This window comes from Ruegeria sp. CDSC002 (genome assembly GCF_059610905.1).
This window is the reverse complement of record NZ_JBXWOM010000004.1, coordinates 136603-157733: the sequence shown is the minus strand read 5'-3', so window position 1 is coordinate 157733 and position 21131 is coordinate 136603. Positions and strand designations below refer to the sequence as shown.

Sequence of the window (21131 nt, the reverse complement as noted above, 5' to 3'; positions counted from 1 at the left end):
AAGACAGCGGCGCATAGCACGAGCGTGCCGATGGCACTGCCGCGCAGGAAGATATCCAAAATCATTGGGTCTGACATCACATGCGCAATCGAAGTCGGATTTACCCCGCCGGTCAACGGTATAGCCATGCTGAAACTGAAAAATCCTCGCCGATTTTGCAAGAAACGGGTCGGCTTTCAAACTCAGCGTGCTCTGATTTGCTTCGCTGGCCACTGTCCGCCACATGTCAATTCGCATTCGGAGCAGACAATGACTCAGTTAGCCACACTCCTGTCCATCTACACGGATGTCTTCGGCGGAGACCTCTTACGCTATATTTTTGGCGCCGGCGGCACGTATCTATTGATCAATATCATGCTGGCACGGCATCTTTTTGCACAGAAAATTCGACTCTCTGCAGTGCCACAAGGTCAAATCCTCCGCGAGATACTGACAAGCCTGCGCACAGTGCTTATTTTTACTGCCGCAGGGACATCCATCGTGCTTGGTGCAAGGGCAGGTGTCATCACAATCTACCAAGACATAGCCGCATTTGGCTGGACCTATTTCGCGTTCAGTATCGCGGTGTTGATTACCCTTCATGATGCGTGGTTCTATTGGACGCACCGTGCCCTGCACTACCCGCCCCTGTTTCGCCGGTTTCACCGCTTGCATCACAAATCACACCAACCAACTCCCTTCACCTCCTACAGCTTTGACGTTGGCGAAGCCGTGGTGAACGCTGTCTACTTGCCTTTGGTTCTGATCATTCTGCCAACACACCCAGTCGCTCTGTTCATCTTTGTGACCCATATGATGCTGCGCAATGCAATCGGGCACTGCGGGATCGAAATCTTCCCCGCCAACGCAAAAGGCAAGCCGGTCTTTGGCTGGCTCACGAGCGTTACTCATCACGATATGCATCATGCGCATGCGCGCTATAACCACGGGCTCTATTTTTCTTGGTGGGATCGGCTTATGAAGACGGAGCATCCAAGATACTTGACCGAATTCGCCCGCGTCGCACCGCGTTTGCCCGTCCGAATTGTCAAAACAGCTTTTTTGGTGATTGTGGTTGGCGTCGGTATGTTGGCCAGCCAAGGACATGCCTTTGACCTTAAAGGCCACTACGCATCCCCCGGGCTCGGCGTGATTGTCGCTTTTGAAGACTGCGCATCGAATGAAGCAATGAAGTGTGGACGTCTTGTTTGGGTTTGGAACAAGGACGATACGCCTCATGCGCAGATTGGTGATATGATCCTGACCGAATTGGTCTTTGACGGCACGGTATGGGAAGGGGCACTACGCGATCCAGAAACAGGACGGACATATCGTGGATCCATCCGGCAATCGGCCAAGCACCAGTTGACACTTAAAGGCTGCGCTGGAGTATTCTGTGCACATCAAACCTGGCATTCGACCCAGTACCTCAAAACTGTGCTCAAACGTCATGAGAATTAGGTACAAGGCCGTCTCCAAAGACGGCTCTGAGCTGCCGTTGACCGGTGCCCATCAATGCTGCGGTTGCACCCGCATTCCAGACACTCGCTGCAACGCAAACTCAGTAGCTAACCGCACTCACAGTATGCGCAAAAAGCCGGTCATTACTTTCTCAACTTCAAATGTCCCCATTGCCCCTGAGCGTCTCAGAAACGCATCTCTAAAATGTTGATCTGTTCAATTAAAACAAAATAGGCTGGCGAAAAACGCCAGCTCTATACAATTGGTGTGAGGATCGTGTGGATTACCCAAGCGGTTTGAATACGACCGCATCAATCTCGACCTTGGCGTCTACCATGATTTGTGAACGGACTGTGGAGCGCGCCGGGCCTCCGTTGGGAAAATAGTCCGCATAGACCCGGTTGAAAGTCCAAAAGTCGCGGGGATCATCCAGCCAGACACCAACTTTTGCTATATCATCCAGGGTGCAGTCAGCCAGTGCAAGAGCTGTTATCAGGTTTTCCATCGTTTTCCGGGTTTGCGCCTCAATACCACCCGCTTCGATTTCGCCGTTTTCTTTCATCGCAACCTGTCCGGAAATGAACACAAAATCTCCGGCTCTTACCGCAGGTGCAAAGGGAAGCGGTTGCCCGCCTGCTCCGGTTCTGTCATCGCCCAAACGCGCGATCTTTTTCTCTGTCATTGAAGTGATTTCCTTCTGTTAGGTTTTTCCGTAAGGAATTGGATCCACGGCGCCATAGCCTGTGGTTGATCGGGCTGCTCCCTGGTTCGCAAGCTCAGCTGATTTCAGGACATCTTTGCTTTTCAGGTAGGCAGACAGAAATATTCCGTTGAAACAATCTCCGGCACCGGTGGCATCAACCGCTTTAACCATCACGCCGGGGATAGTGTGTATGCCTTGCCCTTCAGACACGGATACGCCGTCCGCGCCCAGTGAAAGTGCCACAATATCTGCGCCCAGATTGTGGTAGAAGCTGATGATTTCCCCAGGGCTTTGAAGACCCGTCAACTGGCGGGCATCATCGAGCCCTGGTAACGCAATATTGCACCTCTTCATTACATCGTGGGTAACCTGTCGTGCCTTGTCCAATGGCCAAAGGGCTGTGCGTAAATTGGGATCGAAGGCAAATGGTGTGCCGGACCTATACGCTGTTTGGATTGAATGTAGAGTTGTTGACCGTAGCTCAGGACTTACTCCAAGGCTGATGCCGGAAGTATAGAACATTCTTGCGCCGGAAATCGCATCATCCGGAGACTGATTTGGGAGCATCCGGCTCGCAGCGGAGCCTTTCCTGCGATAGACGAAATGGTGACCGTCATCATTATGAAAAACAAAGTACAGCCCAGTATCTTCGCCAGAGGCCGTTACCACATGTTCGTGGTTTACACCTTCCTTGGACCACAGGCTCCTGAGCTTTTTACCAAATTGATCGCCACCGATGCGGGTGATCAAAGCAACTTTCGTCCCTTGTCTCGCTGCCGCGACGGCGACGTTAGAAACGTCACCACCGAACCCGCCTTTAAACGAACCATCCGGGCAAGCGGTTAACTCGAACAGGGGTTCCCCTAAACATATGAGGTCAGTCATATCGCACCTTGTTGATACCCGTCGCCGTCATCAGTCATTGGCGAAGTCTACGCTGTTTACTGAATCTTGCCCCGTGCTGCGACGGGCACGGACCCCAGCGCGCTGTCTCCGCGAGTGGTTTCGATCTGATCCACCATATTGGTGACTACACAGGCATGGTTTGGAATGATCCGGATACGATCTCCGACCCTCAGATCGATTTTGGCAGCCTTCAGCACACCATGTTCTTCTGATAGGCCCTGGACCAAAATGTCCGGTCTACCTAACACGTGTCCGTGGCCTTCCAATCCCAACAAGTCTGAAGTCAGCACTTTTGATCCCGCATCTATTACGGCACGATTGTCGGCAGGGACTGAGATCACCGTAGCAAGAACGCTCAACGCACAATCCTCCCAGGTACAGATACCCCGTGCCTGTAAGGAACGGTCGTTATAGATGTAGGTACCAATCCGATATTCTGTTGCAATCGGAACATCTTGGGCCTTCCACATGCCCGGTGAACCACCATGGGATACGACGTGTACTGGCAGCCCGATCTCTTCAATTTCATGTTTGGCCTGGGTGAGCCATTCTTGAACCTTCACCTCCTGTCCTACAGGCGGGTAGGTCATGAGACCAAGAAACGAGACGCCCGGCTGGGCATCGATGTAGCGCGCGAGGTCCCTTGCCTGCTCAGGTGTGGTTACGCCACATCGTTCCGCGCCCGTGTCACATTCAACCAACACTCCGAGCGGGTTAGGTGCATCCGCAAAAAACCGTGCTAAGCCGTCAACAATATCGGTGTTGTCCGCTACAACAGACAATCTCACCTTTTCCGAGAGGGCACGCAAACGAGCCAGCTTGGCCTTACCGAAGATGTTAAAGGTGATCAGCACATCATCAATGCCACCTTCGGCAATCATTGCCTCAGCCTCACTAATTTTCTGGCAGGTAATGCCAATGGCACCAGCCTCTAACTGCCGTCGCGCCAGCATGGGAAGTTTGTGTGTTTTGATGTGCGGTCGAACGCTAAGTCCGTGTTTCGCACAATACCCCTGAAAACGGTCGATGTTCGCCTCGGTGATATCCAGATCGACCAGGACAGCCGGTGTGTCGATATCGGGAAAAATCATTCCACAACCTCCTTGTGAGGGTTATTGACGATGGGCCAAATTGGACGTGTCAGGTTTTTGTAGGGTGTTTTGGTGGGATCATTCGGATAGGGGCCTTCGACGGCGGCATAGATAATTTTGGAAGCAACGTCGGAGAACGCGCCGTGGAAGTGGTTTGTGGACTTTACGACCAATATCTTCTTGTCGGTGATGTCGATGCCAAGGTTCGTGAACAGGTCTGGCGAAAATGCCTGACTTCGGTTTGAATTCAGAACAACCTCTATCCCACCCAAACGTATGACAGAGCAGTCCCCCATCGGAACAACGGATGCACCAAAACTCTGAACCGCATTGCGCTGGTTTCGAACCACCGTAACCGTAGCGTCAATTGGCTTCCCCGCCAGAGCTGATGTTTTACCGCCAAAGCGAAGGTCGAACACTGCGCCTTCACCGGCTGCATGGCAAAGGCGAACCGCCATAGGATCCCAAATCGTGCCGAATGCTACGGATGTGAGCTTCTGAGCAATAGCTTCCTCAATAATGAGCGTTGAATCCCCCGCTACGCCTCCGCCGGGATTGTCCCAAACGTCCGCTACGACCACTGGCCCATGTATTGCTTTGTTTGCCTCTCTCAGTGCTGCACTGGGCGACAGGTAATTTGGCTTTGTCTGCCCGCGGAAGGAAAACAGTTCAGCCCCCAGTTTCTGAGCCAAGCAATCCGCCTTGGGCTGGTCATCGTCGGTCAGAACGACAATCTTAGCGCCAAGGTCCGGAGAATCTCCGGCCATAAATCCATGAATGACGGAAGCAGAGAGAACCTCGCCATTTGCTTCCATCTGCTTCAGTTGATCGACAAACCCGCGCATAGGTTCCTGACTGGTCGGCAGAATATCCAACATGCGCACGTCAAAAACCGAAGTGACGGGCCGGATTTCGCCCTTGATAGTTCGCAACGTCAGGTCGACACAGGCTTCTCCTGCTTCAACAAAATCAGTATGTGGAAACTCTTTAAACACAGTGATCACGTCAGCATTGGTTACTCGTCTGTCGCTGAGGTGGCTGTGAGGATCGAAGCTCGCTCCGATAACAGATTCCGGCCCGACAATTGCTCGAATTGCTTCGATCAAATCGCCTTCGCAATCCAGACAATCCTCGGAGATCATCGCCCCATGCAGACCTAGAACAACACCATCCAGAGGCATTGCGGCTGTCACCTGGTCCAGCACCTCTTGTTTCAAGCGTGCCCATGTCTCGCGATTCAACAATCCGCCTGGCTCTGCCCATGTGGCGGTTCCCTCAATCAACTCCAGCTCATTCGACTGCGCCCTTTTCCTCAATGCAGGAAATACGGCACTGCAAAGCGTTGGGGTTTCGGGGTGCTTGCCGGGAGGTGCATAAAAGCTCTGCTCAAAATCGGAAAAGTCCGTGCGCAGGGGAGAAAAAGTGTTCGTTTCGGTTGCGAGGGACGCACAGAAGACCCGCATGTTCAATCCAATTTGTTGCTTGGGTCGGAGACCAAAAGTTGGCCTCCGACGAGTTGTGCTGCCAGTTGGTTCTAGCAGTCAGGGAGGATCAATCGAGGTAGGACGCGTTGTTGGCGTTCTCCACCGCAGCTTTGAAGCTTGTCAGTAGCTCTGCCGCCTTTTCATCCAGGTTCTCCTGAACATGTGCTTCAAATGCAGGCTGCGTTGCAGCTGCCATGGAGCTTCTCTGTTCGTCAGTTAGAGCAGTGACCTCAATCTGATCCATCAAACCCGCAAGGCCGCGATCTGACGCCTCAATGATACGCGACAAGCCACGGCTGGCCGTCACGCAGTTTTCGGCGGCTGTGCGGATCGTCGCTTGCTCTGCCTCTGACAGGCTTTCATAGAAGGCACGATTTATCATGAAGGTGTAGGGTGAGAACAAGTGATTGGTCAGCGTCATGTATTGCTGAACCTCTGCAAAATTAGCGAACGAAATGATCGGTACAGGATTCATCTGACCGTCAATCACTCCGGTTTGCAGCCCGGAATACACTTCACCCCAAGACAGTGGATAGGCTTCCGCACCCAACGCCTGAATAATCTTCTGATGTGACGGCAAGGTCATTGTGCGAATGCGAATGCCATCAAAATCCTTCAGGTCCGCGATGGGGCGTTGCGAGTTGGTTACCGCAAAGAAACCACCGGTGTCCGGGAAGCCCAGAACCACAACATCGCCCATCTCTGCCTCGATATCAGCGGCCAGCGCCTCACCGAATTCGCCATCAAAGACCTCGTAAGTTGATGCGTTGCCGTTAAAGGCAAAGGGCAGGTTTAGCACATCGATACGCGGGTAGTAGCTGGCCAACGCACCAGTTGAGGTCAAGGTTGCTTGAATGATCCCGTCCCGCATCTGTTGAACGTGTTCTGCTGCGGAGCCTAATTGGTTGGACCCGAAGACCTCAACCGAAACACTGCCATTGGTGCCTGAGTTAACAAGATTTGCAAATACTGCCGTGCAGGCATGAGCTGGGTTTTCAAACGGGTCAGTTTTGTTGTCGTGGCCAAATTTTATCACCCCATCTTCGGCCAATGCGCTGCCAGCAAGCATGGTCGCGGTCAGCGCCGCACCTGTCAGAATTTTTTTCATAATAGTTCTCCTGTTGGTTTGGTTTTTGTGGCGAAACTACTGGGCAAAGCCCAACATCCGGGGAAGCCAAAGCGCTGCGTTCTCCCAGAAAGCAAAGACGAAAAGGATCGCAATTTCTGCTATTAGAAACGGGAACAGTTTGATTGAAATCCGTTCCAGCTTTTCGCCGGTCACGGAGGACAGAACAAACAGGCAAGCACCCACCGGTGGCGTCATCAGTGAGATGTTCAGAGCCAGCACAAATATGATGCCGGCGTGGATCGGCTCCAGTCCGACTTGCTCTGTCAGCGGCACTAGGACAGGTGCAAGGATGATCAGAATGGCTGTGATGTCCATCACCATGCCGACAATCAGAAGCAAACCAATGATGATCGCGATTACGGCATACCGGTTGTCAGAAAGCCCAAGAACGGTTTCGGCAATCAGTTGCGGAATGCGTTCAAAGCTCATCCACCAACCAAGGATTCCGGCAAAGGCGATTATTACGAAGATTACCCCGGTGATACGCGCGGTACGCACAAGCATCGCGTAGAAACTTTTGAAGGTCAGGGAACGATAGACGAAAACCCCGATGAACATGGCATAGGCCACGGCAATCGATGCTGCCTCCGTCGGGGTGACGATACCGCCCAGGATGCCACCCAGAATGATCACAGGCATCGCCAGGGCGGTCAGAGAGGAAACGAACGTTTCCCAGATCTCGCGCGGGGTCGCTCCGCGCAACGCTTTGGGTAGGTTTTCCCGTTTGCCGCCAATTGCGATCACCGCCATGCAGACCATGCAGATCACCAGGCCTGGCAGAACTCCGGCCGCGAACAGGCCGGCAATGGAAACGCCCATTAGAGACCCGTAGACAACCATTAGCCCCGATGGCGGAATGGTCGGGCCGATGATGGACCCCGCGGCCGTGACCGCGCAGGCATAGTCGCGCTTGTAGCCCTCTTTCACCATTGCTGGCACAAGCGTCCGGCCAAAGGCCGCCGCGTCCGCTGTCGCCGAGCCTGTTAATCCGGCAAAGAACACTGACGCCAACATGTTAGTATGGGCCAGCCCACCCCGAAACCGTCCGACCAAAACCTGCGCAAGTTTCACCAAACGACTGGTGATCCCGATATCATTCATGATCTCACTGGCCAAAATGAAGAACGGCATGGCGAGAAAGGGAAAGATGTTGAGGCCGTTGAATATCTTACTGGGACCAATCGCAAGAAACTGCGTTCCTCCCATATCGATCAACCCAACAACGCCAGCAAGGCCAATAGCAAAACCAATAGGCATTCCAAACAGGATGAGTGCAACAAATACGATTGCGACAATCACAGTGTTTCCTCCGCCTTTACAGCAAAGGGCGGTTCGTCAATGTGCGTACCCAAGTCACGAAACAGGACAAGCATCAGCTGCACAGATGACAAGGCCGCTGCGACGGGAATGGCTGCGTAGAACGGAGCAAGGCTTGCCCCAAATATCATTGCCTGCCTTGGCGCTCCGCTTTCCACGAAACTGATACCAAAGAACGCAACATATAAAAATAGAGCCAACGCCAATACATCCATCGCGATAAGAAGAGTTCGCCGCAAGCGAATTGGGAGCATCATGACGAATGCCGTGAGACCGATGTGATCTCTGCGCGCAATACCAGATGAGACCGCGAGCAACGCGGCCCAGATCATCAGATAGCGGGCCAACACTTCTGGCCACGGAAGTTGCCAGTGAAAATAATAACGGTCAATTACGCCAAGCCAGACATCCAGAACCAGAGACAGCATCAAAGCTGCGACAATGCCTTCAACGACTGAATTTATCCTTGAACTTGCGCTGGCGAACCAGTCCGACATTCGTATTCCTCCCCAGGATCCGAATCTGTAACTTGGTTACACAATGCGTGATGTTTGATGAGATATCAACGAAAAAATGTAACTTAGTTTCGTTAAGCGCCGCGAAGAGGGGATCTCACGACGAATTTCTTGCCCACATACATCAATGCATGTAACTAAGTTTCATGACCAGTCATAAGGAATCTACCGGCTTGCCGAACGAATCTCGCCCCATATCAGATGGTAGTGCCCCTCCACTTAAGGGCAGAATTGGAGCAGTCGATTTGATTCCGGCACTGCACAATTCAGAAACCAAACTGGCAGTTCAGGAGCAGAAGGTCGCCGATTATGTAAAGGACCACCTCAACGAAATCAGCGCCATGACCATCGGGGATCTCGCGCAACGCTGCTCGGTCAGCAAGCCAACCGTGGTTCGATTCTGCCGCAGCCTCGGCTGCGAAGGATTTCGAGATTTCAAACTCCGCCTAGCCCAGAACGTCGCTGTCAGCGCACAATATCTGTATAGAAACGCCGATGACGAAAGCCCTGACGCAGATACCGCGATTGACCAAGTTCTTGGGGCTTTGTTTGCGACCCTGGATGTTATGCGCGGTCAAATCGATACGGCGAAACTCGAAGAAGCGAAGAACGCTTGCCTGGGTCGACGACAAATCCTGTTCTCAGGAATAGGCGGGGGCTCTTCGCTCGTCGCCCAGGAAGCTTCCAACCGGTTTTTTAGACTTGGGATTCCGTCATTCTTTGTAAATGACAGCTATGCTCTACAAATGCGTGCTGCCGCGCTCGGAACCGAAGACGTACTCTTCCTTGTTTCGGCGAGTGGTGAGGCCGACGCTATCGTAAGTGCGACCGAAGTCGCTAATGGTTATGGCGCGACCACAATCTGTATCACAAAGCCCAATACAAGGCTGTCCGACATATCTAAAATTGCTCTTCTCACGGAGTTGCCTGAGGACAGTGACATCTACAAGCCTACAGCCTCGCGATATGCCCACCTCGCCATTGTTGACGCATTAGCCATGACCGTGGCGCAAGAGATGACCGACGAAACGAAAGAGAATCTCCGGCGAATTCGCGCATCATTGACGGCTTACCACGGCAGAACCGGCCCACAGCCATTGGGCGATTAATCTATGTACGAATAGACGAGTACCCGACATTGCGCGATTGTTGAGAGCAAGGGCAGCGAACTGCCCCTGCTCGGTCGGCTGTTCAGAATGGCGCCCGGTGGTGCGAAGGCGGAGGGCGTTCAATCTGTGGCGGGAGGCCGACGTCCTCCCTAAGGTAATCCGGCAATTCAGCTAACTTGCGCAGAACCGGCCGTTCCCTGCCGGATTGCAAGGCAAATACAGCATCCAGCCGTAGCAAGAGGCCACGCGACCGTTTGAGGGGGATATATAGTGATAAGGTTGGCATTGTTCTCTCCATGAATGATGGAAAGCCGCCACGTGAAAAAACACAAAAAAGGCCGCTCACGAGGCGGCCTTCAGATCGGAAACCTGTCAGACCGCTTTAACGGGCTACTGCGCCTTCCGCGCGAAGCATTGAAGTCTGACGATTCAGCATATCTGATCTCTCCTTTGTCAGGGTTTCCAGTCCCGCAAGCTACCAGACGGGTAGCTTCGGTTCAACAACCTTTAAATGTTCTGGTCGAATTTCGCCGGATTTCGAACTAACGCTTATTTGCGTTGAAAAAGCGCTTTGTCCTGGTTGCCTCCATTTGCCACCCCAATGCGGCACGTCCGGCTGCTACGCTGTCGTTAGCCCGATTTGAGCCCTTACCTGCCGTTTCAGAGCTATGTGATCGCTACGTCTGCATTCGTCAGGTTCGGATCTCATTGCAGACATTTGACGCCCTTTTTGAGCTAGAACCACCGTTTGCGTCGGTTGAATTTGCAACAGGACGACCATCAGAAGTGAGTTTCACAAATGAGCCCTAGGCTCAATTGGAATTGGTGAACACAACCTTCAACCTAACAAAAACTCCCTGGCTATTTTCGAAAGGTTAGAGCTTCACCGGTAAAGATCTCCGCATAGATGATGCCAAGTTTGTCCGGCAACAGAAGTTACCGTTCAAAGAAATGGATGCCGGGTCCGAGACAAATATGGAATTGGTTTTTCGTCATTGGCTTCGAAGTCGCACAAGTCAAATAGCGAAAAAGGCTGCAAAATATTGTGGATCGGGTATCTATATGTTGTTCGACACACCAGTATTCCTTCAGTGCTCGCAATGCCGACATCTTAGTAGGGAGAGTTCAATGTCCATGACGGCCCGCCGTGCAAACACTGCTGCGCATTCCATCCAGAAAGTCGAAGCCTTCTTTACAACCTACAATGCTGCGGTGAAGGAAACGCCAGCTGTCGCAGATTTCACGTTTGGCAATCCCCACGAAATGCCTTTGCCCAGTGTCGTCGATGCGCTGAAAACCCACGCCGAACCTCAGAGTGTGGATTGGTTTGCGTATAAGACCAACGAAGCGGACCCCTGCGCGTTTCTGGCAGATGCCTTATCCAAAGAGTTGGGGCTTCCATTCGAGGCGGATGACATTGCGCTGACCAAAGGCGCTTTTGGGGCCATCAAGATGTGTTTCACCATGCTTCTTGAGCCCGGAGACGAATGCATCGTGCCGCTGCCGGGCTGGTTCTGCTATGGGCCAATGCTAGCCGCAGCCGATGCCAAAGAGGTTCAGGTGCCTCTGGATCCAGACAATTTTGACCTTGACCTGGAGGCTATTGCCAGCGCCATAACCCCTCGCACCAAAATCGTGGTTGTTAATACGCCGCACAACCCGACTGGTCGCATATACTCGCGTTCTGATCTGCAACAGCTTGCCGACCTGCTCGAGGCTAAGTCAGCTGAGATCGGCCATCGAATTTGGATATTGTCTGACGAACCCTACCGCCGCATTCGGTTCGACGGCATTGGCTTTACGACACCAGCAGCCGTCTATCCGCACACACTGATCGACTATTCTTACGGGAAAATTCTCCTCGCGCCCGGCCTGCGCCTTGGCTACCTTGCGATCTCACCAACCTTGCCTGCAGCGGAACGAAAAGAACTTCAGACTCTGCGGTTTGCCGTGCAGATGGCGGATGGTTGGAATGTCCCGGATGCTCCGTTGATCTATGCGCTGCCGGACCTTGAAAACGTCTCAATCGACATTGCCGCCCTGGCTCGCCGACGCGAACGAATGCTTGGTGCTTTGGGTCAGTGGGGATACAGGATGACAAGACCAGAAGGCACCTTTTATCTATGGGGGAGAGCCCCGGGCGGTGATAGCGATGCCTTTGCTGAATGTCTTCAAAAGCAAGGCGTTTATGTGATGCCAGGAACAGTTTTCGACCGCCCAACGGATTTTCGTATTTGCCTTACAGCTACTGACGAAATGATAGAAAACGCAATGCCTGCATTTCAGGCGGCCGCAAACCAAATGCTGAAATGAAGGCTGGCATCAGATCGAGTTAAAGGCATCTCGATTGTGTGACAGCTTTGTTGCGCATACCCGAAACCAAACGCTCCTTAGTGTTGACTTCGAATATACGCTACGAGTCCAGAGACGACTTAGGTGATGAGCGCAGCATTTGTCGTTCAGGGCGGCTTCCCGTATTGAGTGGGCGCACTCTAGCTTCCGGTAGACAGCGAGAGTGCAATTGGGTCGAGGAACCAGTGAATCGACCACACAGGGCACTTCAAACCCGCCCCGAGCAGCGTTAGTCTCCGATCCGAGCAACGCTGAAAGGAGCCGGTCCATGTCACTCTTCTCAAAACTCTTCGGCGGCGGAAAAAAGTCGGATCCTGAGCCGGTCGCATACAAAGGGTTCGACATCTTCCCCGACCTGATTGCCGAGGGTGGAAAGTACCGCCTTTCGGCACGTATCGAAAAGACAATCGATGGAGAGCGCAAAACTCATGCGATGGTCCGGGCGGATGTCTTTGACAGCCGGGATCAGGCCGAGAGCTTCAGCCTCACGAAGGCAAAGCAGGTGATTGATGAGCAAGGCGAATTCATTTTCGATTCAGGAAACCGGTAGCAGTTTAGACTACGACAAATTTAAGTTAGGTCAGGAAGCGAGTTTTAATGTGCGCTTCAACCGAAAAGGTCCAGTTGCTGAAAACAAAAAAGACGACGTGACAAAGACCCACGATCCAATGTTTCTGCGCGTGAGTTCTTCTGAGCTCACGCACACTAGTTCTCAATAATTTCGTTATCAGCGTGCTTTCGAAATACCGGTTGCTGCGTCATGCCCCTATTCTTAAGAGGAGTTCTCTGACGAGGTATCACCTTGGAACAGTTTTTCTTGTGTATGAGCCATTCTAGCTATGGCGGGTAGCTGGCTGATACCGCCAATTTCTTCAATCAAATCAGAGTGTCGGGCGATACATAGTTTTACCACTCACGCTCAACTAAGCTATTGGTTTCGTTTTATCTTCCATTTCAATAGTGCACACGTTTTTCCATTTGCGTCTCAAAGGTTTTCCGTCGTGTCGGCTGAACTCCACGAGAGTTTCCATTCGCCTAGAGTGCGGAATACAACGAGAGAAAACCCAATGCAAAAAACGCTTGCAGAAAGCGATGTCATTCCGTTTGCACTCTAAAAGTGTTCTTTTATCGACTGCCTCCGCCACTACCGCAGTTGTAAAATGTCCGGAACGCAGAGTTTTCTTTTGGCAGGCATTTTGTCCGCACCATCTGATCGTTTAAGTCGCTTCGGACCGTCTTTGACTTTGATCTTCGGCTTTGCTATTGGGCCCTTCAAGGTCACGGGCCAGGGGCTCTTCGAAAGAGGTTCGCCAATCTTGCGGGGCTGTAGATTTAAATCCAAAACCTTGCCCGCTACATTAACACCGCCAAAGACGACGACTTGGACATGATCTGTCTCCAATGTGGTTTGTTTCGTCGAAATACTTCCATTGGAAATACTAATCGGCGCACGCAAACATACGATTGGAGCAACCTTTTGCTTCTCTTTGGTAAACACCCAAGGTAGCACCCCTAGTCCTGCCAGATCTAAGAGCTGGGTCTCGATCGAGCCATCACGCAATGAAACTGTGGCGTTGCCACTCATGCTTTTGGCAAAGTGTTTGGGTGAATCGGTTCCTCCGGTCACCGAAAAATCTGCATAGATCGTACCGCTTGCGCCTTTTTTGAAGTTCAGACTGTGAAGAATTTCATCCAGCTGCCAGCCGCCTGCCTTGCCGGTCAGCGTGAGCAGATGCGCGTCGTTCGATAAATCCATTTGCCCGGTGACGTCGAAATGAGCGCCTCCGTATTCAAATTTCAAAGGCCCAGCCTTAAGCTCATTCTTGTTGAGCGTCAGTTCGCTTTGCAAACTGCTGATGCCTTTGGCACCCTCTATGTGCCGAAGGTCAATGTCGACATCCATATCCATACCGGACAAGAGAACTGAACGCCCAATAGGTTTAAGCGTCACATCAGTTAAAGGGCCAGTGTCACTTGCTTCTTGATTGACGTCTTCCTCGTTGGGCTCCGCACCGCCTAGCTTCCGCAACTGTGCAGCGGCCTGAATGATAGTTCGAATATGATCTATCTTTATTAGGTCACTCTCAATGGAACCCTTCAGCACAGGGTCACTTGTTGCATCATCAAGATCGGCGACAATTTCCAGGACAGATTCAGCAACTTCGACATTCGCATTCGCGTTCCAGTCGGTGCCTTCGCTAACGAGGTTGATTTCAAGGCGAGCCTGCCCGGTTTCCACACGTTCAAGCGATAGCGCCTCCAAAAGGTCCGCTCCGGATGGGACTGTGACATCAATTGCTAAATCCAGATCCTCGAATTTGAGTACATTCTTGACAGTGCCATGCACCTCAAGGTTCCAGACGTCCGTATCGCTTGTCTTTCCATCCAAGTTCGTCAGCGAAAGCTGATTGATGTCACCGTTCAAATGGAAGTCACCGGCAAACCTGCCAAGCTGGTCGTCTGGTCCCGCCAATTCTGGCGAGATCAAACTGCTTGCCGGTATATCCATTAGGCCTTCTGCTGATATGCCTTGCAACTGAAGCGCGTCATAGACCGAACCGTTCAAAATGACAAACGGATCGGCGGGGTTCCCAATTCTCAGGTTGATGCTTCCGACCCTTAAAGCGCCTTCTGGTGTCCTGGAAAGCTCGGAGAACTTAATCGGGGGCGGGCCTTCGCCGGACGTGTCCAACGTGAAACCGTTGGTCTTAATGACCATTTGTCGCTGCGGTACCTGCCCGGGCACGCTGTCGATAACCATGTCGACCGCGATAAGTTTAAGATCATACCGCGAGGCGGCTGGGGCTGGTTCAGCGTCTTCAGGGTACAACCGAATGCGGGTTGTCAATGATACGTCTTCCGGATTTCCCAATTCCCCGATCTGCCCCGTCAACGAAAGGCTTTGTCCGCCTTCCAATTCAGCCAATACAGATAGGTCGTCAATTCGTGCTACACCGTCGACTGATGTGAACGTTGCACCAATATTCCCTGTACCTTCCAAAACGCGATTGAGCTTCAAGATATCGAGAAGCTGGCCAAGTTCGGCAATCTCCACGGTCGTTGCCACTTGCAGACCGTTTTCTTGAGGGACTTCCTCGGCGACAATAGAAATCTGTTCAAAGTTTACCGCCACTTGAAACGGGTCTTCCGCGGGGAATGTCGCGTTCAGATCAAACCTCTCTCCGTTCAGCGAACCGGCCCCGACTGCCGTCGCGACGTCGGTTTCCGTATCGCGCTTTAAAAGCAGCTCAGGAAGCTGCAGATCCAACTCAAGTCCGTTTAACTCGTTCTGATAAAGAATGGCGATATCAGTCAGATCAATTTTGCGGTCCGTAAGAATTCCAGCTAACAGCGGCGTCGGGGAATTTTCAGGTTTCCCGGCTTCGGCTTCCGTTTGGGAAATGGACTGCCAGTTTCCGAAGCCGTCTTTGTCTGTGATTAGGTTCAGATGAACACCTGAGAGCGAAAGACCACTCAGTGACAGTTTACTGTTCCAAAGGTCGCGCGCGGAAACCTCAAACTCGATCTCATCTATTGCTGCAAGTTTCACATCAGCATTCGGAGAACCAGGTAGTTCCAGCCCTGCCGCTGACACCTGCAATTGCCGACCAAACCCCAGACGCACTTCATCTTCAATTCTAACCTCTTGGCCAAGTTTCTTAGAGATCAGGTTTTCGACGAAAGTAGTCCTGACCGAGGAAAACAACGCAGAAGACAGGAAAAGCCAAGCTGCTAACACAGCGACAAACGCGACAGCGCAACAAATCAATATACCTTTTGCAACGTATCGCACGTTCTTCTCCTAAAATTCCGATTCATCCAATGGGCAGCCTAGACCATTTAATCATCAAGTTAATGGAATATATGGTCGGTAAATGATCTGAAATCTGAATTACCTTGACCAAATTGCTGAATTTCTCGCCTATTTAGTCGAACCGCTAAGAAGCGGGTAAATGACAAACGTTCGGCTAGTGCTGCACGCCCGGTTACTAAACAGCTGGCTCGAAGAGAGTTTTACCAGCCAAAACGGATGCGCTGCATGAGCTTTGAACATGGCGGAACGACGTAAGCTTCAATCGACAGGCTGCCAAGTTCCTCCGATTTTCCATATTTATCTAATTACTGCTATGTGTGAATTCATCAAACGATGAGGACATGATGAATTCACTAACCAGAATAACACGTGGGATAGGCGTCGCTTTCAAAGACGGTAGAGTGAAAGGCATTCTTGCCTTCACAGTCGGAATGATTTTATGGGCCTCGGTCTTTTACCACTTTGTCGAAGGTTGGAGTTGGCTCGACTCAATCTACTTTTCTGTCGTGACGATTTCGACTGTGGGGTTTGGTGACTTCTCACCTGAAACCGCGGCAGGGAAGATCTTCACAATGATTTACATCGTCGTGGGCCTCGGTGTCTTCGTGACCGCGGCGACCACAGTGGCGGATACAATCTTGTCCCAGGACGACAAAAAAGCGGACAAGTAGATTATCCCAATTTGGCCAAATCGAGTTCATGCCCAGGCATTGGTTTGACTGGGCCCATCAAGCCGTGGCCCGGATTCATTTGTGTCTTCAAGCTGATAGATGATCACTAAAATTCAAAAAAATATACATATTATGTTTTTTGAGTGTAACATTCGAAAAACACATGGAGGGATGGAATGGAAAAGACTCAGGACGCGAAGATTGTCGATCTGGCAATACGATTGCTCTTTCTCGGACTATTCCTCTATAGCGCCCTTGTCATGGTGGCCCCGCTTGCAAGTGTGGTTATCTGGGCAACGATCCTCTGTGTGGCGCTTTACCCGGCATTTGATTGGCTTCAGTCCAAGCTGGGAGGGCGGAAAAAACTTGCCACGACGATCTTGGTTTTGCTGGGCCTTGTTCTGACCCTCGGGCCAGTCGCTACCGCGGTGTCTGGTGCCGCAGAACTTGGGTCTGAATTCGCGGAACAAGCAGACAAAGGTGACTTGAAAGTCCCACCTGCGCCAGAGGGTCTCAAGGAGTTGCCCTTGGTGGGAGACAAAATAGCCGATGTCTGGGGAATGTTTGAGCGCAATCTTGACGGCGCGCTTGCAAAATATGGCACGCAAATCCTTGAGATCACCAAATCGCTTTTTGGGAAGGTGCTGGGCATCGGAATCGGGCTTCTTGGCTTAGCTCTGTCCGTATTGATTATGGGGGCTTTGTTCAGCCCCGGGCCAAGTTTGGTCCAGGGTCTTCAGCGCTTTGCCAACCGTGTTTTCGCACCACGCGGCGGTGAATTCGTAACACTGGCAGGCGCAACGATCCGGAACGTGACAAAAGGCGTAATTGGCGTAGCAGCCATTCAGGCGGTCTTCGTTTGGATACTGTTGGCTTTGTTCGGGATTTCTTCGGCCGCTACTCTGGCATTTATCTGCCTGATACTCTCGATTATCCAAATCGGGCCCGGATTGGTTCTAATACCGGTTATTATCTACGCATGGAGTTCCATGTCCGGCGGAACTGCTTTGATCTTCACCATATTGGCCGTTCCCGTCATGATAATGGACAGTTTCCTAAGACCCGTGTTCATTTCAAAAGGCCTTGAGACTCCGATGTTGGTCATCCTCATCGGTGTTCTCGGAGGTATGATGGCGTACGGTTTAATCGGCGTCTTTATGGGCCCCGTTCTCTTCGCTGTTTTCTATGAGCTTTTCAAGGTTTGGATTGATACCTCGCCCGAAGCCGAAGGCACTGCTGAAGGTGCGGCGAAATGAGGAAGACAATATGGACAACCCTGGCCGTCATTCTGATTTTTCTTGTTTGGTACCTGGTCGCTGATCGGAAAACGCCATTTACTGGGAACGCCAGAGTAAAAGCCGTGGCGACCCAAATCGTCCCGCAGGTAACCGGCACTGTGACTGAAGTCTTGGTCGAAAATGGTGAGATTGTCTCGGCCGGAGATGTCCTTGTCCGGATCGACCCCCGACCCTACGAGATTCAGCGCGACAAGGCTGAAGCTGATCTCGAAGCAGCCACTCAAGAAGTGGGTGCATCTTCGGCAGAGGTGAGAGCGGCACAGGCTAAACTAGCAAGGGCGCAAAGCGATCTGGATACGATGCGTATTCAGACGGAACGCGTATTTGCGCTCGAAAAGAAAGGGTTGATTGCCGTCACAAAGGCCGATGATGCGCGAGGGCAACTGGCAGAGTCTGAGGCAAACTATGAGAACGCAAAAGCGGATCTGGAAAAAGCAAAACAGAGGCTTGGTGAAGATGGGATTGAAAACCCGAAAATCCAGCGCGCGTTGGCCGCCTTGGCAGATGCAGAGCTAAACCTTGAGTGGACTGTACTACGTGCTCCGGCGACGGGTGTCATTTCTAACTTGCTTATAGCCCCCGGAACATATGCGCGGTCCGGCCAGGATCTATTGACGTTTCTGGACGCAACTGACGTCTGGATCGAGGCGTATTTTACCGAGAACAACCTAGGAAGAGCCTCGATAGGTTCTCCGGTTGACGTGGTGTTGGATATGCATCCAGGTCAGATTATTCCGGGCGTCATTGAGAGCTTTAGTGCGGCTGTTTCCCTAAGTGGCGGTGATGTGCCCGGGCAATTGGCGAGCCCGCCAAGCACTAAAGGTTTTTTGCGGGAGCCTGAGAGATTCCCGGTCAGGATCGTTTTACCTGGCTATGAAGCAGGAAGCACCGAAGATGACCTTCGCTTCCAGCTGAATGGGCAAGCCGATGTGATCATGTACCTAAGTGACAACTCGTTGCTGAACCTTGTAGGTCGAACCTACATCCGCGTGGTTTCAATTCTGTCCTATGCGTACTGAGGACCAACGCTCTGTCACCCGGCTTGCGCTGGGTGTTACCGGCGTCTTTTCATTGGGCCTGTTTCTTGGCTGGCCACTCGCCGTCATTGGGGCGGTGTTCGCCGCTCTTTTCCTACAAGCACCTGCCGCATTGCCTCTGGCAGCATTTGCTAAGCTGTTTGTTTTCTCTATTGGATTGATGTTCATTTCGTTCCTGTTGTCGTCAATCTTCTCACCATATCCGCTTGTGTTTTTAATTTTGGTGGCAATTGGAATAATCTTGTCTTTCATATGGTCAGTTTCAGGCGCCGGAGTTTTACCGGGTGTCATAGCTCTTATGGGGGCATTGATGATTCCGAACCTGGTTCTGCAATCACAGGACCTGGCTTTGGTACTCGTGTATTGGATACCGTTGAACCTTCTATTCGCAGGCTTCGTATCGACGTTGATGTTTGTGTTGATACCCGCTGAACCACAAACGGCGGCTCAAAAAAAAGCTGCGGCGCAGGCGAATTTCGATCCACATCGCCGAATTGTCCGGATGTCGCTTGTCACAGTGCCTTTTGCTATGGCGTTTTTTATTTCTGGCGCGTCTGCGTTGTTGGTTCTGTTCTTTGTCGCGCTACTAAGCCAGCAACTTGCGGCAATGCCCGCTGCAGGCAAAACAGTTGCAAAAGCAATGCTGACGGCAAACCTTCTTGGGGCGGCAGTATCCATCATTTGTTATGAAATAAACGTAATAGCTCCGGTTATTCTCACCCCCATTTTGCTGTGTTTTTTCTTCTGCTTGACACTCGGAGCACTCGGAAAATCTCAAGTTCCGCTCGCTGCCGCCGCCGGCTCCGCTATTACAACGGCTCTGATTGTATACGGCGGGTCGGTTGCACCGTTTTCAGACGAGGCTGACGTCAAAAGCATCACTCGAGTTTTGCAAGTTGCCAGCGCCGCTTTTTTTGTAATCATCGCATATGTCGTGGTGGATGAATTCTGGCCGGAAAAAGAGCGCCAGACGGCTCAATGAAGTCAATTGCGATGTGGCATGGTTCTGAAAGAAGTAAAGTTTCCAGCGTGACCACATTTATTTGATTTATCCGGTCCGAAAGAAATCAGCTTTGTCCGCGTTGCGCTTGTCGCGGAAAGGCATCTCGAATGGCAGATTTCGGGACCGCCGCATGAATTGCAGCGTCATAACAAACCACGAACGTCGCTGAAGCGGTTTAATGTGAAGCGATTTCTGGTTGAGTGATGGCCGTTCAATGGTACGAGTACGAAAGGCTGCCTCGCGGACAAAGCCGACTTTCGCGGCAACCGCGCTAAGGGCTGCTAAGCATTCACTCGTTTCAATGTCAGACGGACACGAACGTTAACTGAGTTTCACCACTCTTCTCTTACGCCAGACTGTTGCGAAGTCTTTCTGCAAACAATTCCGCAAACTGTTTCGTCGCAGCTGATCGGAACTGCGTGGGGGGGTAGACAGCATAGATACCTCCTGTTGGAAGCGCCCAGTCCGGTACAAGCCGGATCAGTCCACCGTTTTCGATTTCTCTCTTAGCAAAAAAATCCGGCAGAATAGAGATCCCGGCCCCTTCGACTGCCATTACCTTGATCGCTGGTGTTACGTCTGCTCGCAACGCGGGGTTCATTTTTACGTCACAGGTTTCACCGGTAGCTTTACTAAACTTCCAACTCAGTGGGTTTGGCAGGGCTCTGTGTTCGACGAACGGAAACGCTGCCAATCGTTCCGGATGGTTTGGCTGTCCAAGTTGCTCAACCAAATCAGGCGACGCCACTACGATTTGCTGAAAGTCGGCCAACTTGCGCGCAACGTTGGCGGAATCGGCAAGCCAGCCTACCCGATATGCAATGTCAAATCGTGCCTCGACCGGATCGAACCGCGTATCACTTAGCGTCAAGTCAATCGTGACAGCCGGATAGGCGATGCGAAACTCGGCCACGACCGGTGAAACGTATGTTACGCCCATATCGAGAGGGGCGGTGATGCGCAGGTTTCCAGTCGGTTCTGCGCGCCCTTGCTTTGCCATTTCATAAGCTTCTTCGGCCTGCGCCACTGATGCACGTGCGGCCTCATAGAAGGATTGTCCGGTTTCCGTGAGATTTAGATGGCGAGAGTTGCGAATAACAAGAGTTGCACCAAGCTCTTCCTCCAAAAGCTGAAGCTGCTTGCTGACGACCGCCTTGCTAATACGCATGCGATCAGCGGCCGCTGTAATCGTTCCTTCTTCCGCGATGGCAACAAAATACTCCAGGCGATTTAAGTTCGATTTTTTCATCATTCGTCACTTT

17 protein-coding genes are annotated in these 21131 nt (G+C 51.8%); 8 read left to right on the top strand and 9 right to left on the bottom strand.

Annotated elements, in window-relative coordinates:
- Positions 1-30 precede the first annotated feature (30 nt).
- Positions 31-1440 (top strand): sterol desaturase family protein, encoded by a 1410-nt coding sequence (locus AC2FJE_RS09185; RefSeq protein WP_496760881.1) that lies wholly within the window; start codon positions 31-33, stop codon positions 1438-1440.
- Between the two features lie 283 nt (positions 1441-1723).
- On the opposite strand, the gene AC2FJE_RS09180 is transcribed toward AC2FJE_RS09185, so the two are convergent.
- The 7 genes from AC2FJE_RS09180 to AC2FJE_RS09150 all read right to left on the bottom strand — a co-directional run bounded on the left by AC2FJE_RS09180 (position 1724) and on the right by AC2FJE_RS09150 (position 8567).
- Positions 1724-2122: a RidA family protein gene (locus AC2FJE_RS09180; protein ID WP_496755627.1), complete on the bottom strand. Its 399-nt coding sequence runs from the start codon at positions 2120-2122 to the stop codon at positions 1724-1726.
- Between the two features lie 18 nt (positions 2123-2140).
- Positions 2141-3028, bottom strand: coding sequence for a sugar kinase (locus AC2FJE_RS09175; protein ID WP_496755628.1), 888 nt, complete (start codon positions 3026-3028; stop codon positions 2141-2143).
- Between the two features lie 56 nt (positions 3029-3084).
- Positions 3085-4140, bottom strand: a complete 1056-nt coding sequence (locus AC2FJE_RS09170) for a D-TA family PLP-dependent enzyme (protein ID WP_496755629.1) — start codon at positions 4138-4140, stop codon at positions 3085-3087.
- Positions 4137-5603 (bottom strand): M81 family metallopeptidase, encoded by a 1467-nt coding sequence (locus tag AC2FJE_RS09165; protein WP_496704930.1) that lies wholly within the window; start codon positions 5601-5603, stop codon positions 4137-4139. Before AC2FJE_RS09165 ends, AC2FJE_RS09170 begins: the two co-directional genes overlap by 4 nt.
- 88 nt (positions 5604-5691) lie before the next feature.
- Positions 5692-6732 carry a TRAP transporter substrate-binding protein gene (locus tag AC2FJE_RS09160; protein ID WP_496755631.1) on the bottom strand — a complete coding sequence of 347 codons (1041 nt, stop codon included), beginning with the start codon at positions 6730-6732 and terminating at the stop codon, positions 5692-5694.
- Between the two features lie 36 nt (positions 6733-6768).
- On the bottom strand, positions 6769-8052 hold the full coding sequence (locus tag AC2FJE_RS09155) for a TRAP transporter large permease (RefSeq protein WP_496760880.1): 1284 nt from the start codon (positions 8050-8052) through the stop codon (positions 6769-6771).
- On the bottom strand, positions 8049-8567 hold the full coding sequence (locus AC2FJE_RS09150) for a TRAP transporter small permease (protein ID WP_496698346.1): 519 nt from the start codon (positions 8565-8567) through the stop codon (positions 8049-8051). The genes AC2FJE_RS09155 and AC2FJE_RS09150 overlap by 4 nt, the downstream gene beginning before the upstream one ends.
- A gap of 263 nt (positions 8568-8830) precedes the next feature.
- Here AC2FJE_RS09150 and AC2FJE_RS09145 point away from each other — a divergent pair, with 263 nt between their 5' ends.
- The 3 genes from AC2FJE_RS09145 to AC2FJE_RS09135 all read left to right on the top strand — a co-directional run bounded on the left by AC2FJE_RS09145 (position 8831) and on the right by AC2FJE_RS09135 (position 12596).
- Positions 8831-9694, top strand: coding sequence for a MurR/RpiR family transcriptional regulator (locus AC2FJE_RS09145; RefSeq protein ID WP_496704932.1), 864 nt, complete (start codon positions 8831-8833; stop codon positions 9692-9694).
- Between the two features lie 1128 nt (positions 9695-10822).
- Entirely contained in the window at positions 10823-12007 is a 1185-nt protein-coding gene (locus tag AC2FJE_RS09140) for an aminotransferase class I/II-fold pyridoxal phosphate-dependent enzyme (protein WP_282170039.1), read from the top strand.
- Positions 12008-12314: 307 nt separating this feature from the next.
- Positions 12315-12596 carry an HlyU family transcriptional regulator gene (locus AC2FJE_RS09135; RefSeq protein ID WP_282170040.1) on the top strand — a complete coding sequence of 94 codons (282 nt, stop codon included), beginning with the start codon at positions 12315-12317 and terminating at the stop codon, positions 12594-12596.
- Between the two features lie 594 nt (positions 12597-13190).
- Here AC2FJE_RS09135 and AC2FJE_RS09130 read toward each other — a convergent pair.
- A complete protein-coding gene (locus AC2FJE_RS09130; protein WP_496760879.1) occupies positions 13191-15839 on the bottom strand; it encodes an AsmA family protein in 2649 nt (882 codons plus the stop codon).
- A gap of 422 nt (positions 15840-16261) precedes the next feature.
- On the opposite strand from AC2FJE_RS09130, the gene AC2FJE_RS09125 reads away from it, so the two are divergent.
- The 4 genes from AC2FJE_RS09125 (at position 16262) to AC2FJE_RS09110 (ending at position 19848) form a co-directional block, all read left to right on the top strand.
- Positions 16262-16531, top strand: coding sequence for a potassium channel family protein (locus AC2FJE_RS09125; RefSeq protein ID WP_234416729.1), 270 nt, complete (start codon positions 16262-16264; stop codon positions 16529-16531).
- A gap of 176 nt (positions 16532-16707) precedes the next feature.
- Positions 16708-17787, top strand: coding sequence for an AI-2E family transporter (locus tag AC2FJE_RS09120; RefSeq protein WP_496760878.1), 1080 nt, complete (start codon positions 16708-16710; stop codon positions 17785-17787).
- Entirely contained in the window at positions 17784-18848 is a 1065-nt protein-coding gene (locus AC2FJE_RS09115; protein WP_496755635.1) for an HlyD family secretion protein, read from the top strand. The genes AC2FJE_RS09120 and AC2FJE_RS09115 overlap by 4 nt, the downstream gene beginning before the upstream one ends.
- Positions 18838-19848: a DUF2955 domain-containing protein gene (locus tag AC2FJE_RS09110; protein WP_496755636.1), complete on the top strand. Its 1011-nt coding sequence runs from the start codon at positions 18838-18840 to the stop codon at positions 19846-19848. Before AC2FJE_RS09115 ends, AC2FJE_RS09110 begins: the two co-directional genes overlap by 11 nt.
- Positions 19849-20215: 367 nt before the next feature.
- On the opposite strand, the gene AC2FJE_RS09105 is transcribed toward AC2FJE_RS09110, so the two are convergent.
- Positions 20216-21118 (bottom strand): LysR family transcriptional regulator, encoded by a 903-nt coding sequence (locus AC2FJE_RS09105; RefSeq protein ID WP_496760877.1) that lies wholly within the window; start codon positions 21116-21118, stop codon positions 20216-20218.
- Positions 21119-21131: the final 13 nt, after the last annotated feature.